At 67.1% G+C, this 15,486-nt stretch carries 13 protein-coding genes; 10 read left to right on the top strand and 3 right to left on the bottom strand.

What is annotated here, in order from left to right; translation table 11 throughout:
• Window positions 1-15: 15 nt before the first annotated feature.
• The 7 genes from pgaB to LXE91_RS31090 all read left to right on the top strand — a co-directional run bounded on the left by pgaB (window position 16) and on the right by LXE91_RS31090 (window position 8,808).
• A complete protein-coding gene (pgaB, locus tag LXE91_RS31120; RefSeq protein ID WP_039357172.1) occupies window positions 16-2,115 on the top strand; it encodes a poly-beta-1,6-N-acetyl-D-glucosamine N-deacetylase PgaB in 2,100 nt (699 codons plus the stop codon).
• A complete protein-coding gene (pgaC, locus tag LXE91_RS31115) occupies window positions 2,112-3,383 on the top strand; it encodes a poly-beta-1,6-N-acetyl-D-glucosamine synthase (RefSeq protein WP_039357173.1) in 1,272 nt (423 codons plus the stop codon). The genes pgaB and pgaC overlap by 4 nt, the downstream gene beginning before the upstream one ends.
• Window positions 3,361-3,849: a hypothetical protein gene (locus tag LXE91_RS31110; RefSeq protein WP_039357175.1), complete on the top strand. Its 489-nt coding sequence runs from the start codon at window positions 3,361-3,363 to the stop codon at window positions 3,847-3,849. The genes pgaC and LXE91_RS31110 overlap by 23 nt, the downstream gene beginning before the upstream one ends.
• A 118-nt stretch (window positions 3,850-3,967) precedes the next feature.
• Window positions 3,968-5,791: a glutamine--fructose-6-phosphate transaminase (isomerizing) gene (glmS, locus tag LXE91_RS31105; protein ID WP_039357178.1), complete on the top strand. Its 1,824-nt coding sequence runs from the start codon at window positions 3,968-3,970 to the stop codon at window positions 5,789-5,791.
• Window positions 5,788-7,056 (top strand): hypothetical protein, encoded by a 1,269-nt coding sequence (locus tag LXE91_RS31100; RefSeq protein WP_039357181.1) that lies wholly within the window; start codon window positions 5,788-5,790, stop codon window positions 7,054-7,056. The genes glmS and LXE91_RS31100 overlap by 4 nt, the downstream gene beginning before the upstream one ends.
• Window positions 7,057-7,460: 404 nt before the next feature.
• Window positions 7,461-8,294: a c-type cytochrome gene (locus LXE91_RS31095; RefSeq protein WP_039357186.1), complete on the top strand. Its 834-nt coding sequence runs from the start codon at window positions 7,461-7,463 to the stop codon at window positions 8,292-8,294.
• Between the two features lie 34 nt (window positions 8,295-8,328).
• Complete coding sequence (locus LXE91_RS31090; protein WP_039357188.1) at window positions 8,329-8,808, top strand: GNAT family N-acetyltransferase; 480 nt, start codon at window positions 8,329-8,331, stop codon at window positions 8,806-8,808.
• A gap of 95 nt (window positions 8,809-8,903) precedes the next feature.
• Here LXE91_RS31090 and LXE91_RS31085 read toward each other — a convergent pair whose 3' ends face one another.
• From LXE91_RS31085 to LXE91_RS31075, 3 genes are read right to left on the bottom strand one after another with little or no spacing between them, the layout of a single operon-like run.
• Window positions 8,904-10,169, bottom strand: a complete 1,266-nt coding sequence (locus LXE91_RS31085) for a Zn-dependent hydrolase (RefSeq protein ID WP_046544092.1) — start codon at window positions 10,167-10,169, stop codon at window positions 8,904-8,906.
• Window positions 10,162-10,686, bottom strand: coding sequence for an L-2-amino-thiazoline-4-carboxylic acid hydrolase (locus LXE91_RS31080; protein ID WP_039357194.1), 525 nt, complete (start codon window positions 10,684-10,686; stop codon window positions 10,162-10,164). The genes LXE91_RS31085 and LXE91_RS31080 overlap by 8 nt, the downstream gene beginning before the upstream one ends.
• Window positions 10,687-10,740: 54 nt before the next feature.
• Window positions 10,741-11,907: a branched-chain amino acid ABC transporter substrate-binding protein gene (locus LXE91_RS31075; protein WP_039357197.1), complete on the bottom strand. Its 1,167-nt coding sequence runs from the start codon at window positions 11,905-11,907 to the stop codon at window positions 10,741-10,743.
• Window positions 11,908-12,085: 178 nt separating this feature from the next.
• Between LXE91_RS31075 and LXE91_RS31070 the strand changes: the two genes are divergently transcribed.
• The 3 genes from LXE91_RS31070 (at window position 12,086) to ahpF (ending at window position 15,462) form a co-directional block, all read left to right on the top strand.
• Window positions 12,086-12,982: a LysR substrate-binding domain-containing protein gene (locus LXE91_RS31070; RefSeq protein WP_039357200.1), complete on the top strand. Its 897-nt coding sequence runs from the start codon at window positions 12,086-12,088 to the stop codon at window positions 12,980-12,982.
• A gap of 189 nt (window positions 12,983-13,171) precedes the next feature.
• On the top strand, window positions 13,172-13,735 hold the full coding sequence (gene ahpC, locus LXE91_RS31065) for an alkyl hydroperoxide reductase subunit C (protein WP_011547973.1): 564 nt from the start codon (window positions 13,172-13,174) through the stop codon (window positions 13,733-13,735).
• A 128-nt stretch (window positions 13,736-13,863) separates the two neighbouring features.
• The gene (gene ahpF / locus LXE91_RS31060) at window positions 13,864-15,462 is read left to right on the top strand and encodes an alkyl hydroperoxide reductase subunit F (RefSeq protein ID WP_039357206.1); all 1,599 of its coding nucleotides are present in this window, start codon (window positions 13,864-13,866) and stop codon (window positions 15,460-15,462) included.
• Window positions 15,463-15,486: the final 24 nt, after the last annotated feature.

The following is a 15,486-nucleotide window of genomic DNA, read 5'->3' as shown; positions in this document are numbered from 1 at the left end:
CAAGGAGATCGGGTAATGCAAACCAGACGGACCTTCATGTGCGGATGCCTCGGTACATTTGCCGCCTGTTCGCTGTTTCCCGGCGTGACCAACGCCAGGATGATCGACCTGCTGCCGCCTTCCGATCCGGCCGACGGCAAGACGTTTCGCGTGATCTGCATGCACGACGTGCGCGACAACCTGATGGCGTCGTTTTCGTCGAAGTCGGCGTCGGCGTTGATCGACCCGTTCGCGGTCGATACCGGCACGCTGACCGCGATCTTCTCGTGGCTGCAGACCAACAACTACCACACCATCACGGTCAAGCAGATCGAGGAATCGCGGCACGGCGGCAAGCCGCTGCCGCCGCGCGCGGTGCTCCTCACGTTCGACGACGGCTTTCGCAGCCACTACACGAAGGTGCTGCCGCTGCTCGAGCGCTTCAAGTATCCGGCCGTGATGGGCCTCGTCACCGCATGGATCGACACGCCGCCGGATACGCCGATCCGCATCAGCGACAAGGTCCAGGTGCCGCGCGACTACTTCCTGTCGTGGGACGAGGTGAAGAAGCTCGGGCAGTCGGAATTCGTCGAGCTCGGCTGCCACACGCACAACCTCCATCACGGCGCGGTCGCGAATCCGCAAGGCAACGAGTTGCCGGCGACCACGTCGCATCTGTACCTGCAAGACCAGAAACGCTATGAGACCGACGCCGAATTCCACGCACGCGTGCACGACGACCTGCAGACGTGCGTGCGGCAGATCCGCGAACGCACCGGCATCGTCGCACGCTCGATGGTGTGGCCGTACGGCGCGGAAAACCAGCCCGTGCGCCAGATCTCGACATCGCTCGGCATGGACATCCAGTTCAGCCTCGATGCCGGCCCGAATACGCCGGACGTGCCGCTCGACCGGCTGCGGCGGATCCTGATGATGTACGACGTCGACATCGGCGGGTTCGAGCGCTCGATGCGCGAGCCGGCGTCGAACCGCGGCGACGTCGACGTGCCCGAGCGCACCGTGCAGGTCGACCTGGACCAGGTCTACGATCCGGACCCCGCGCGGCAGGAAGCGAATCTCGGCAAGCTGATCGAACGCATCTACCGGATGCAGCCGAAATCGGTGTACCTGCAGGCGTATGCGGACCCGAAAGGCACGGGCGTGGCCGAAGCCGTGTATTTCCCGAACCGGCACCTGCCGATGCGCGCCGACCTGTTCTCGCGCGCCGCATGGCAGCTCAACACGCGCGCCAACGTGCAGGTGTATGCATGGATGCCGGTGCTCGCGTTCCGGCCGCCGGCCGACAAGCTGCGCGGGCTCGAGGCCGTGAGCGCCTACGGCGGCGCGCCGGCCCGCGAGAACGGCACGCGCACGTTCCGGCTGAGCCCGTTCGATCCGGATGCGCGGCTGATGATCCAGCAGGTCTACGAGGATCTCAGCAAACATGCCTCGTTCAGCGGCATCCTGTTCAGCGACGACGCGGTGCTCGACGACTACGAGGATGCGGGCCGGCACGCGCTGCGCATCTATTCGCAGTGGGGGCTGCCGCCCGACGTCGGCAAGATCCGCGAGAACCCCGACCTGCTGAAACGCTGGACCCGGCAAAAGTCGCGCTACCTGATCGACCTGACCCGCCAGCTCCAGCAGGTCGTGCTGGCCCACCAGAACGTGGGCGACGTGCTGACCGCGCGCAACATCTTCGCGATGCCGGTGCTCAAGCCCGAATCGGAAGCGTGGTACGCGCAGAACTACGACGATTTCCTCGCCACGTACGACTACGTCGCGCTGATGGCGATGCCGTACATGGAGCAGGCGAAGGATCCCGAAGGCTGGATGGACGAACTCGTGAAGGCCGTCCGTGCGAAGAAGCTCGGCCTGCAGCGCACCGTGTTCGAACTGCAGTCGTACGACTGGCATGCGCACAAGGACGTGGCGGCCAGCACGCTGCTCGCGCAGATGCGGCGGCTGCGCAGCGAGGGCGCGGTGAATTTCGGCTACTACCCGGACAACTTCCTGAACGACCAGCCGGATCTCGACGCGATGCGCGACGTGATGTCGCTGAAGTCGCGCCTCGACCCGACCTCGATCAACGCGCTGATGCAGATGCACAAAACCCAGGGGACGAAGACGCCATGACCACCCACAGCATCATCCAGCGCCTGCAGGATTTCGTCTTCTACTACCCGTTCTTCATGTCGTACCTGTGGATGATCGGCGGCGTCGTGCACTACTTCCTGCTCGAGGAAGGCCGCGAGGTGTCCACGCGGACGATCGCGTCGAGCGGGATCCCGAAGATCTCGATCGTCGTGCCCTGCTTCAACGAAGCCGCGAACGCACGCAGCGTGATCCGCCACCTGGACCGGATGCAGTATCCGAACTACGACATCATCGCGGTCAACGACGGCAGCAAGGATCGCACCGGCGAGATCCTCAACGAGCTGGCCGTCGAAATCCCGCGGTTGCTCGTGATCCATCACGCGCGCAACGAAGGCAAGGCGGTCGGGCTCACGACCGCGGCGGCCGTGTCGAACGCGGAATACCTGCTGTGCATCGACGGCGATGCGCTGCTCGCGCATGACGCGATCGGCTGGATGCTCGAGCATTTCCTGACCGATCCGGGCGTCGGCGCCGTGACCGGCAACCCGCGCATCCGCACGCGCACGTCGCTGCTCGGCCGCATGCAGGTCGGCGAATTCTCGTCGATCGTCGGGCTGATCAAGCGCACGCAGCAGGTGTACGGCCGCATCTTCACGGTATCCGGCGTGATCACGATGTTCCGCAAGACCGCGCTCGCCGACGTCGGCTACTGGAGCTCGGACATGCTGACCGAGGACATCGACATCAGCTGGAAGCTGCAGTGCCGCGACTGGCGCGTCGTGTACGAGCCGCACGCGCTGAGCTGGATCCTGATGCCCGAGACGGTGAAGGGCCTGTACCGGCAGCGGTTGCGCTGGGCGAAGGGCGGCATCCAGGTGTTGATGAAGTACGCGGGCACGCTCGCGCGGCCGACGCAGATGATGATGTGGCCGCTGTTCGCCGAGTACCTGATCGGTATCGCGTGGGCGTACTCGATGTCGTTCATCCTGCTGCTCGCGCTCATCAATGTCGTGTACCCGCTGCCGCAAGACTGGCACGTATCGGTCGTGCCGCACTGGCACGGCATGCTGCTGGTCGCCACCTGCATCCTGCAGCTGATCATCGGCAGCATGATCGATCGTCGTTACGACGAAAAACTCCTGATGTATTTCCTGGACACCATCTGGTATCCCGTCGCCTTCTGGCTGATCAGCATGATCACCACCGTCGTCGCCCTGCCTGCCGTCGTGCTGCGGGGCCGCGGCAAGCGGGCCGTATGGGTCAGCCCCGACCGAGGCATTCAACATGAAGAACGCACCGATTATTGACCTTTCCCTGCGCACACCGCGCGAACTGATCGCCGAACGCGGTCATGTCGTCGGGTCCGTGCTGATCGTCTGGTTCCGGCTCTTGCGGCCCGCGCTGGTGGGCGCCGTGTGGGCATCGATCTGCATCTACACGTACCGCTACCTGCTGCCGTTCAATCCGGCCGAGATGCCGATCGAGCAGATGGTGTTCTACGCGACCAGCATCGCGCTCATCGCGGGCACCATCGTCATGTGGCTGATCGCCGGGCGCGTCGTGCATCCGCTCGCCTACCGGCTGCGCGTATCGAAGATACTGCGGCGCTCGGCCAGCGCGAAGGTGCGCTCGGTGCCGCCGACCGTGCTGGCAAGCGCCCGCCGGCGCGGCGCGCGGCGCACGACGCGCATTCTCGTCGCGTCGCACGACGCGAACGGCTCGATTTCCGGCATCGAATGGGTAGCCCACGCGGGGCCGCAGCCCCGCGAGTAGGTCAGCGGAGACGCGCCGCTGCGCACGGGACGTCATTTGCGCGACGCGGCGCCACTCCAGATACCGCGCTGCCGCATTTTGCCGGCAGACCGGCAACCTTTTGTGGACGAGGTGAATCATGTGCGGAATCGTCGGAGCAAGCGGCCTGAACAATCAGGTGCCGCAACTGGTCAATGCGCTGAGCAGGCTCGAATATCGCGGCTACGATTCGTGCGGCATTGCCGTACAGGACGACGGCCGCCTGCGCAGCGAACGCACGTTGCGTCGCGTGACCGACCTGCAGGCCCGCGTGCTGACGCTGGGCCTCGAAGCGCAGACCTGCATCGCGCATACGCGCTGGGCAACCCATGGCGCACCGTCCGAAATGAACGCGCATCCGATCATGTCCGGCGACACGATCGCGGTCGTGCACAACGGCATCATCGAGAACCACGACGCGCTGCGCGTGGAGTTGCGGGAGCGCGGCTATACGTTTCGCGGCCAGACCGACACCGAGGTGATCGCGCACCTGATCCACAGCCTCTATCGCGACGACCTGTTCGACGCGGTCGTGCGCGCCGTCAAGCGGCTGCACGGCGCGTACGCGATCGCGGTGCTGAGCGCGAAAGAGCCGCAGCGCCTCGTCGCCGCGCGCGCCGGCTCGCCGCTCGTGATCGGCATCGGCGCCGAACAGAACTACCTCGCGTCGGATTGCGCGGCGCTCGGTGACCTGACCGACCGCTTCGTCTACCTGGAAGACGGCGACGTCGCACTGATCACGCCGGACCGGATCGCCGTGGTCGACTCGGGCGGGCACGAGGCCCAGCGCCCGCTGTGCCAGGTGAAGGCGCGCGAGGGCGACGCCGCGCTCGGCCCGTACCAGCACTTCATGCAAAAGGAGATCTTCGAGCAGCCGAAGGCGATCGCCAGCACGCTCGACGGCATCGACACGATTTCGCCGGCGTTGTTCGACGCCGCCGACGGCACGCGCGCGCTGCTGTCGCGCGTGAGGAACGTGCTGCTGCTCGGCTGCGGCACCAGCTACTACGCGGGGCTCACTGCGAAGTACTGGCTGGAGGCCATCGCGGGCGTGCCGGCGCAGGTCGAGATCGCCAGCGAATTTCGCTACCGCGAGACGGTGGCCGATCCGCGCACGCTCGTCGTCGGCATTTCGCAATCGGGCGAGACGGCAGACACGATCGGCGCGATCGAGCAGGCGCGCGACATGGGCCAGACACTGTCGATGGCGATCTGCAACGTGGCGACGAGCACGATCGCGCGCACCGCGCCACTGCGGTTCCTGACGCGGGCCGGCATCGAGCTCGGCGTCGCGTCGACCAAGGCGTTCACGACGCAGCTCGTCGCGCTGTTCGTGCTGACGCTGACGCTCGCGCAGCTGCGCGGCCGGCTCGACGCGAAGCAGGTCGCGCTGCACCTGAAGCAGCTGCATGCGCTGCCCGAGCGCATCGGCCACGCACTCGCGCTCGAAACGCAGATCATGGGCTGGGCCACGAAGTTCGCACACACCGAGAACGCGCTGTTCCTCGGGCGCGGCATTCATTTCCCGATCGCGATGGAAGGTGCGCTGAAGCTCAAGGAGGTGTCGTACATCCACGCGGAAGGCTATGCGGCCGGCGAACTGAAGCACGGCCCGCTCGCGCTCGTCACGAGCGCGATGCCGGTCGTCACGATCGCGCCGGACGACCGCCTGTTCCAGAAGCTGAAATCCAACATGGCCGAGGTGCGCGCGCGCGGCGGACGGCTCTACGTGCTGGCCGGCGACCAGCTCGGAATCGACGCCGACCGCGACACGCACCTGATCCGCGTGCGCGAATCGGGTGACCTGCTGTCGCCGATCGTCAACGTGATTCCGCTGCAGCTGCTCGCCTATCACGTCGGCTGCGCGCGCGGCGCCGACGTCGACAAGCCGCGTAACCTCGCGAAATCGGTGACCGTGGAATGAGGGCGCGCGCGCGCCCGGCACAGGCGGTCGCGCGGTGCGTCGCGGCCGCGCTGTGCGGCGCATGCGGCATCGTCACGGCGATGCAGCCCGCCTGCGCCGCCGCGCCGGCCGTGCATACGGTCACCGTGCAGGCCGCCCCTTCAGCTCACCCGGCCGTCGATCCGCGCAGCTTCATGCACGGCATCGGCGTGGCCGACGCCGGCAACGGCAAGCGCTGGGTGTTCTTCAGCAGCTCGGGGGTCGTGCCGCGCGGCGCGATGCGCAGCGGCAACTGGCCGCACGACGTGTACGTCGGCGAATGGCTGCCCGGCAAGCCGCACCTGCTGCACGTCCGTACGTTCATCAGCCGCCCCGAGGCGCAGGAGCCCGTGTCGATCGCGCAGAACGCGCGCGGCGACATCTTCGTCACGTTCGAGGACGGCTGGAATGCGCCGCAGGAAGTCAGCCAGCGCTACGGCGTCTACCGTCGCGACCTGAAGCCGATCAAGCCCTATCCGAACGACGTCGAATCGGGCGGCCACTCGGGGCACGTCGCCACGGCGGCCGACCGCTTCGTCGTGTTCTATTCGGCCGACTGGATCGACGGCGGCGGCGTCGACAACCTCGGCACCGGCAACGGCGTGTACGTGAAAACCTATGACGCGGCCGGGCGCGTGCTGAACCATGTCGCGGTCGTGCCGCACCGCCGCGAGTGGTGGCCCGTCGTCGCGGGCTCGCCGCATACCGCGCTGCTCGTCTGGCAGAAATACATCGAAGGCAGCACGGACGCGACGCTCGAATACGCGATGTTCGACCCGGTCACGGCAAAGCTGGACAAGCTGGGGACGCTGAACGACGCGATCCAGTACTACGTGTATTCGTCGGCTTACGTGCCGGAGATCGACCGCTTCATCGTCGTCACGACGACGGCGGACGATCGCGGCGTCGCGATGCTGATCGCGCCGGATGGCCGCCGCACGGCGACGCTCGACTGCCTGCCGGCGTCGGTACGCGAATCCGGCATCGGGGTGTCCGGCACGCACGCGTACGTGCCGATCCGCGACGGGCGGCTGCTGACGCTGGCGCTCGGGCCGGCGGACATTTCAGTGAGCGGCGTGCAGCGTTCGCCGATTCCGTGGGGCTTGACCGGTATCGCCGGCTTCCCGGGGAGCGGCAACGCGATGCATTTCGTGTCGCTGACGCCGTCGGGCACACGGGAAGCCGATTTCGAACCGGCGCATGAAACGCCGTTGCCGAAGCGCGAAGCGCCTTGTTCGAGTCATTGAAGGCGGGCGGGTAACGAGCCGGGGCGCAGTGAGCGCGGCCGGCCTGCATGCTCTCGTTCCGGCTTGCCGGCCTTTCCGCCTCTTCCGCCTCTTCCGCCTCTTCCGCCTCTTCCGCCTCTTCCGCCTCTTCCGCCTCTTCCGCCTCTTCCGCCTCTCCCGCCTCTTCCGCCCCTTCCGTTCCTTCCGCTCCTTCGTGCTCAAACCTCGCCCCGCAATGCCGCATCGTTCTCGCGGGCCGGCCGCCAGCCGCGCTGCCGCCGGCCGGCCCGATCATGACCGCCGCCCCGATCCCCGCGCAGCAGTCGCCAGCGCCGCGCGTACCGGATAGACTGTCGCCCGATTCCTTCCATCGGCCGCGGCCAGCTCCTCCGGTCGCCGCCGGAACGCCCCTTCCCGGAGAAAGAATGCTGAAGCGCCGGTGGTTTTCGCTTTTGCTGCTGACGGTCTGCCTGATCGGACAACGCGCTTCGGCGCAGTCCGCGCTTGAACTCGAGACGGACGGCACGGCCCGCGCCCTCACCCGGCAAACGCTGCTCGCGCGCCCCGATGCCGCCGACATCCACGTGCCGCGCGACATCGCATACGGCAAGCCCATGACCTTCCGCGCGGTGCCGTTCGCCGACCTGCTCGGCGACGGGCTGCCGGCCGACGGTGTACTCGAAACCCGTGCCGCCGACGGCTTCGCCGCGCAACTGCCGCTGGAGCTCGTGCGCCGCCGCACGCCGGCCGGCGCCGTTCCGTGGCTTGCGATCGAGGATCCGGCGCATCCGTGGCCGAAGCTGCCCGGCAAACAGGTCAGCGCCGGGCCGTTCTACCTGGTCTGGCTCGGGCCGGACGCGTCGTCGGTGCGCGGCGAGCAGTGGCCGTACCAGATCGTGCGCATCACGATCGAATCGTCGCCGCTTGCGCGCTGGCCGTCGCTCGCCGTCGATGCCGCGCTGCCCGCGAACGATCCGGCTCGCGCGGGCCAGCGCCTGTTCGTCACGCAATGCCTCGCCTGCCATCGCCTCGACGGTGCGGGCAGCAGCCATGCCGGCCCCGACCTGAACACGCCGATGAACCCGGTCGACTACTTCCAGCCCGCCGCGCTGCGCCGCTATATCCGCAACCCGGCCTCGGTGCGCGACTGGCCGGGCCGCAGCATGCCGGCATTTCCGCCCGACCAGCTGAGCGACCGGGAACTCGACCAGATCGTCGCGTATCTCGCGTATATGGCACGGCGCAAGGCCGCTCGGTAACGCGCGGCTGAATCGAATGACTCAAGGAACGTTGATGACGTCAGGCAGCACGCTGTTCACCATCGCACCGATCGATGCCGCGCAGACGCGCCCGCTCCGCGCAATGGTCCTGCTGAATGGCGATCTGGATGCGAGCGCGCTGGCCGGCGACCTTGCACCGACGACGCTGCACGTCGGCGTGCGCGATGCGTCGGGCATCGTCGCCGTTGCATCGCTTTGCGAGGAGGTGCGCGAAGACGACCCGGCACGGCCGGCGTGGCGGCTGCGCGGGATGGCCGTGCACCCTGCCGTGCGCGGCATGGGCTTGGGGCGCGTGCTGGTGCAGGTTTGCGTGCGGCACGCGGAAGCACGCGGGGCCGCGCTCGTGTGGTGCACGGCACGCGAAACCGCGTACCGGTTCTATGAAAAGCTCGGCTTCACCGCCGATGACGCGACGATCACGATGCCTGGGCGCACCGATACGGCGTTCCATGTGATGCGGCGGTATATCGATCGGCAATCGCCGCCGGGGTGACGCGAACCGCGCGCGCAACGTCAGGCGGAACGCAACGCGGGCCGGCCCGGCCCGGCGAACACCTTTCCGCCGGGCCACCGCCGTCACCCTCAGGCTCAGCGTTCCTGCGCGCTCCGCAGCACCGCACGCAACAGCACATCTGCACCCGCCGCCGCCCACTCGGGCGTAATCGCTTCGGCTTCGTTGTGGCTCAACCCGTCGACGCACGGCACGAAGATCATCCCCGTCGGCGCAACGCGCGCGACATAGCACGCGTCATGACCGGCGCCGGACACGATATCCATGTGCGACAGCCCGAGCGCCTCGGCCGCGTCACGCACCGTGTCGATGCAGCGCGGCGCGAACGGGATCGGCGCATACGTGAAGATCTGCTCGATCTGCGCACCGAGGCCCGTTTCGTCGGCCACGCGTGCGAGTTCCGCGCGAAGCGTCGCGTCGAGTTCGTCGAGTACCGCATCATCGGGATGACGGAATTCGACCGTGAAGAAGCAGCCGCCCGGCACGGTATTACGCGAGTTCGGCCGCGCCTCGATCATCCCGACCGTCGCACGTCCATACGGCGCGTAACGGCGGCCGAGCACCTCGACGAACGAGATCATCCGCGCGGCGCCGACCAGCGCATCGCGACGGAATTCCATCGGCGTCGTGCCCGCATGCGCGTCGACACCGGTGAGCGTCACTTCGTACCAGCGCTGCCCCTGCCCGGCCGTCACGACGCCGATCGTCTTGCCGGCCCGTTCGAGAATCGCGCCCTGTTCGATGTGCAGCTCGTACGCCGCGTGCACCGGATAGCCGCCGACGGGCTCGGCACCCGCGTAGCCGATCCGCGCCAGCTCCTCGCCGATCGTCCTGCCTGCGCCATCGGTGCGCGACAGCCCGTACTCGAGCGTATAGACGCCCGAGAATACGCCGGCCGACACCATCGCCGGCGCGAAGCGCGAGCCTTCCTCGTTGGTCCAGATCACGACGTCGATCGGGCGCTCGGTCTCGATGCCCGCATCGTTCAGCGCGCGCACGACCTCGAGCCCGCCGAGCACGCCGTAGATGCCGTCGTAGCGGCCGCCCGTCGGCTGCGAATCGGCATGCGAGCCGGTCATCACCGGCGCGGCGTCGGGGTTGCGCCCCGCGCGGCGCGCGAACACGTTGCCCATCCGGTCCACACGCACCGTGCAGCCGGCGTCTTGCGCCCATTGCACGAACAGGTCGCGCGACTCGCGATCGAGATCGGTCAGCGCGAGGCGGCAGACGCCGCCCTTCGGCGTCGCGCCGATCTGCGCCATCCGGTCGAGCGACGCCCACAGGCGGTCGCCGTCGACGCGCGGCGCGCTCACGCTTTCAGCAATCGTGTTGTCGTCACGCATCGCCGTTCTCCGGCGCGGCTTGCCGTGCGTAACGGAAATCGCAGCGCTTGCCGCCCTGCATGATCGTGCTCGTCCGCGTGAGCGCGATGTCCGGCGCATAGCCCTGGATGAAATAGCTGTCGCGTGCGCAGCTCAGCAGGTGGCCGATCTCGCCGAGCCCCATCGCGTGATACATCTCCGCGTAGCTGCAACGATGCACGTCGTAGTCGTAATGCGTGTCGTCCGCGCGCCGCACCTCGACGTCGAGCGCATCGTCCTTCTCCCACAGCACCTGCAGCGCGATGAACGACTTCACGCTCGTGCCGTCCGGTTCCTGCGCGGCGAACGTGCGGCCGGCATCCACCGCCGCGCCGCGCACGGCTTCCGCGATCACGGCCTGCGCGCGCTCGGCGCCGAACTCGCGCTTCATGATCTCGTAGATCGGCTTGATGATTTCCGCTTCGATGCGGCGCCGCGCGAGGATCCCGAGGCGCGTGTCCTCGGGTGCGGCGGCGGATGTCTGGGTGGCTTCGGTCATGGGGATCGTCTTGGTTGTCTTATCGCGGTGTCGTGCTGTGTCGCGCCGTATCGTTTACTTGGTCGCGGTGCGCGAGCCGCCAAGCACGTCGACGATGGCCCACTTGCCGCCGCGCACCTGGTAGATCGTGAAGGCCGGGTCCTTCAGGTTGCCTTCGGCATCGAACGCGACCCGCCCCGTCACGCCGGGCCGGTCGATCGCATGCACCGCCGCGACGAGTTTCGCCGGCTGCGTCGTGCCGGCCTTCTGCGCGGCCGCGATCAGCGTGGCGGCCGCGTCGTACGCGAACGGCGCATGCAGCTCGATCGGCGCGTGAAAGCGCGCCTGGTATTGCGTGTCGAACGCCTTGCCGCCCGGCATCCGGTCGAGCGGCAGGCCCGGCTCGAGCGCCGTCACGCCGTCGCCGTCCTTGCCGGCGAGCGACAGGAAGGTCTGGCTCACGAAGCCGCCCGCGCCGAGCAGCGGTGCGTTCACGCCGAGCTGGCGCATCCGCCGCGAGATCGGCGCGGCCTGCGCATCCAGGCCGCCGAAGAACACGAGATCCGCGCGCTTGCCCTTGATCGCGGTCAGCACGCCGCTGAAGTCGGTCGTCTTGTCGTTCACGTACTGGCGATCGACGATCGCGCCGCCGTTCGCCTGCACGCCCTTGATGAACTGGTCGGCGAGCCCCGCGCCGAACGACGTGCGATCGTCGATCACCGCGATGCGCTTCGCCTTCAGCGTCTTCACCGCATACGCGCCGGTGAAATTGCCGCCCGCATCGTCGTGACCCATGATGCGGAAGGCCGTCGCATAGCCCTGCTGCGTGTATTGATGGCCGGTGGACGCCGGCGCGATCTGCGGGATGCCCGCATCGCGGTAGACGCGCGACGCCGGCACGCTGCAGCCCGTGTTCCAGTGGCCGACGACGCCGATCACGTGCTGGTCGACGAGCTGCTGCGCAACCGCGACGGCCGTACGCGGATCGGACTGGTCGTCTGCCGCGACGAGCTTGTACACCACCGGCTTGCCGCCGATGGTCGGATGCTTCGCGTTCGCGTCGTCGATCGCGAGTTGCGCGCCGTTCTGCAGATCCTTGCCGATCCGCGCGGACGGGCCGGTGAGCGGCGCGGCGAGACCGATCAGGATCGTCTGCGGCGCGGATTGTGCGAACGCGGGAACGGAGGCGACCAGGGCGGCCGCCGAGAATGCGAGGCTGGCGTGGAGAAATGCGATTTTCATGTGCGGGGGACCGGTGGATCGAATCAAAACATGAAAAATATTAAATATTGAGCACCCAAACCCCAAATATCCAATTGTTGGATGCTTATGCCGTTCCCGACACATTAACCTACATCACTGTAAATACAGGAAATTTTCATGTTGTCGCTTACCCTGACTTTTCGATAAAATTCGATACATGAAAAATATCGAACAATTGCCGCACGATCCGCCGCTGCGCGCGGTGCGTGCGTTCGAAGCGTTCGCGCGCCTCGGGTCGGTCACCGCGGCGGCGGGCGAGCTCGACATCACGCCTTCGGCGGTCAGCCATCAGCTGCAGCTGCTCGAAGCATTCATCCAGACGCCGCTGACCGTGCGCGAGGGCCGACTGCTTGTCCTCACCGACGAAGGCCGCGACTACTACCGCTCGATCAGCGCCGCGTTCTCGGTGCTGCGCAGCGCGACGCGTTTCGTGCGCGACCGCTCGTCGCTGCGGCAGATCACCATCAGCCTGATTCCGCTGCTCGGCATCGGCTGGTTCATTCCGCGGCTGCACGCGTTCCTGGCCGACAACACGGACGTCGACGTGACGGTGCTGTATGCACATCACCGCAACTACCGCAGCGATGCATCGGACCTGTCGATCCGCTTCGGCACCGGCGACTGGCCCGGCTACCGCTGCGAGCGGCTGCTGCCGGGCGCGATGGTGCCGATGTGCAGCCCGTCGTTCCTGAAACGCCACGGGCCGTTCCGCACGCCGGCCGATCTCGCACGCGCGCCGCTCGTGCACGACGAGGATCGCAGCACGTGGGTCAACTGGCTGCAGGGCGCGGGCGTCAAGCATGTGTCGCATGCGGTGGGGCCGATGTTCGAGGACGGCCAGCTCACGCTGAGCGCCGCGCGCGCGGATCTCGGCGCAGCCTTGCTGCGCGCGCCGCTGGTCCAGCGCGAACTGGCGAACGGCGAGCTCGTGCAGTTGTTCGATCACGCGCTCGACGACGGGCGCAATTACTACCTGTGCACCCGCGAGGATGCGGACATGCCGGATGGAGCCAGGCGGCTGGCGGCGTGGTTGAGGAAGATGGCGGGGATTTGAGGACCTCCGCTCGGAATGGTGAAGCCCCTGCCGCCCGAATCGCCTTCGGCGCACGCCGCGCCCAATCAAGGGCCGGAAGCAGATAGAAAATCCCGATGCCCCGGATTGAAACAAGCAATTTCACAAGCTCAGGGTGAACCCGGATACTGGCAACACTCCACTCACCCCTGACGAAAAGGAATTGTCCAGATGCCGATCATCAACACCCAAATCAAGCCGTTCAAGGCAACCGCTTACCACAACGGCGAATTCGTGCCCGTCTCGGAAGAGAACTTCAAGGGCAAGTGGTCCGTCGTCGTGTTCTACCCGGCCGACTTCACGTTCGTCTGCCCGACCGAGCTGGGCGACCTCGCCGACCGTTACGCGGAATTCCAGAAGCTGGGTGTCGAAATCTACGGCGTGTCGACCGACACGCACTTCACGCACAAGGCATGGCACGACACGTCGGACACGATCGCCAAGATCAAGTACCCGCTGGTCGGCGACCCGACGCTCACGCTGTCGCGCAACTTCGACGTGCTGATCGAGGAAGAAGGGATGGCCCTGCGCGGCACGTTCGTGATCAACCCGGAAGGCGAGATCAAGCTGTGCGAAATCCACGACAACGGCATCGGCCGCGACGCAGGCGAACTGCTGCGCAAGGTGCAGGCAGCGCAATACATCGCGGCGCACCCGGGTGAAGTGTGCCCGGCCAAGTGGACGCCGGGTGCGGAAACGCTGACCCCGTCGCTCGACCTGATCGGCAAGATCTGACGATCGCGCCGCGCGCCTCGCACGAGGCGCGCGAGCCTCCCGATGACGGGCCGCCGCGGCATGCGGCCCGCGCCCTCCTCCGGCACGACGTGCCCGACCAGAATCATCAATACGGAATCCGAAACGCCATGCTCGACGCCAATCTCAAGAACCAACTCAAAGCGTACCTCGAAAAGATCACGCGCCCGATCGAACTCGTCGCCTCGCTCGACGACAGCGCGAAATCGCAGGAACTGCTGGCGCTGCTGACCGAGATTGCGTCGCTGACGGATCGCGTGACCGTGACCGAACGCCGCGACGACGCCGAGCGCAAGCCGTCGTTCTCGATCGGCGAGCCCGGCAAGCCGGCCGGCATCCGCTTCGCCGGCATTCCGATGGGCCATGAATTCACGTCGCTCGTGCTCGCGCTGCTGCAGACGGGCGGCCATCCGATCAAGCTCGACGACGACGTGATCGAACAGATCCGCGCGCTCGACGGCGACTACGCGTTCGAGACGTATTTCTCGCTGTCGTGCCAGAACTGCCCGGAAGTCGTGCAGGCGCTGAACGTGATGTCGCTGATCAACCCGCGCATCCGTCACGTCGCGATCGACGGCGCGCTGTTCCAGGGTGAAGTCGAGTCGCGCCAGATCATGGCCGTGCCGACGATGTTCCTGAACGGCGCCTCGTTCGGCCAAGGCCGCAGCAGCGTGAAGGAAATCCTCGCGAAGCTCGATACGGGCGCCAGCGCGCGTGCCGCGAAGTCGCTCGAGAACAAGCCGGTGTTCGATACGCTGATCGTCGGCGGCGGCCCGGCAGGCGCTGCAGCCGCGATCTACTCGGCGCGCAAGGGCATTGCAACGGGCGTGGTCGCCGAGCGTTTCGGCGGCCAGGTGCTCGATACGATGGCGATCGAGAACTTCGTGTCGGTGCAGGAAACCGAAGGGCCGAAGTTCGCGACCGCGCTCGAACAGCACGTGAAGCAGTACGACGTCGACATCATGGACGTGCAGCGCGCCGATGCGCTGATTCCGGGCGACGTGCACCAGATCCGCCTCGCGAACGGCGCGGTGCTGAAGGCGAAGACGATCGTCCTCGCAACCGGCGCACGCTGGCGCGAAATCAACGTGCCGGGCGAGCGCGAATACCGCAACCGCGGTGTCGCGTACTGCCCGCACTGCGACGGCCCGCTGTTCAAGGGCAAGCGCGTCGCGGTGGTCGGCGGCGGCAACTCGGGCGTCGAGGCCGCGATCGACCTCGCCGGCATCGTGAAGGCCGTCACGCTGATCGAATACGGCGCGCAACTGCGTGCGGACGAAGTGCTGCAGCGCAAGCTGCGCAGCCTGCCGAACGTGACGATCGTCACGCAGGCGCAAACGACGGAGCTGACCGGCGACGGCAGCAAGCTGAACGGGCTCGTCTACAAGGATCTGCGCTCGGGTGACACGCAGCGCATCGATCTCGAAGGCGTGTTCGTGCAGATCGGCCTCGTGCCGAACACCGAGTGGCTGAAGGGTACGGTCGAACTGTCGAAGCACGGCGAGATCGTCGTCGATGCACGCGGCGCGACGTCGGTACCGGGCGTGTTCGCGGCCGGCGACGTGACGACGGTGCCGTTCAAGCAGATCGTGATCGCCGTGGGCGAAGGCGCGAAGGCGTCGCTCGGCGCGTTCGACCACCTGATCCGGCAGGACGTTGCACCGGTTGCCGCCGCGCAGCCGCAGGCCGAGGAAGCGGTCGCCGCGTAACGCGCGTCAGCCCGTCGGCACGAC

Origin of the sequence: Burkholderia contaminans (genome assembly GCF_029633825.1) — a bacterium.
GTDB lineage: Bacteria > Pseudomonadota > Gammaproteobacteria > Burkholderiales > Burkholderiaceae > Burkholderia > Burkholderia contaminans.
This window is presented reverse-complemented; position numbering and strand designations above follow the sequence as displayed.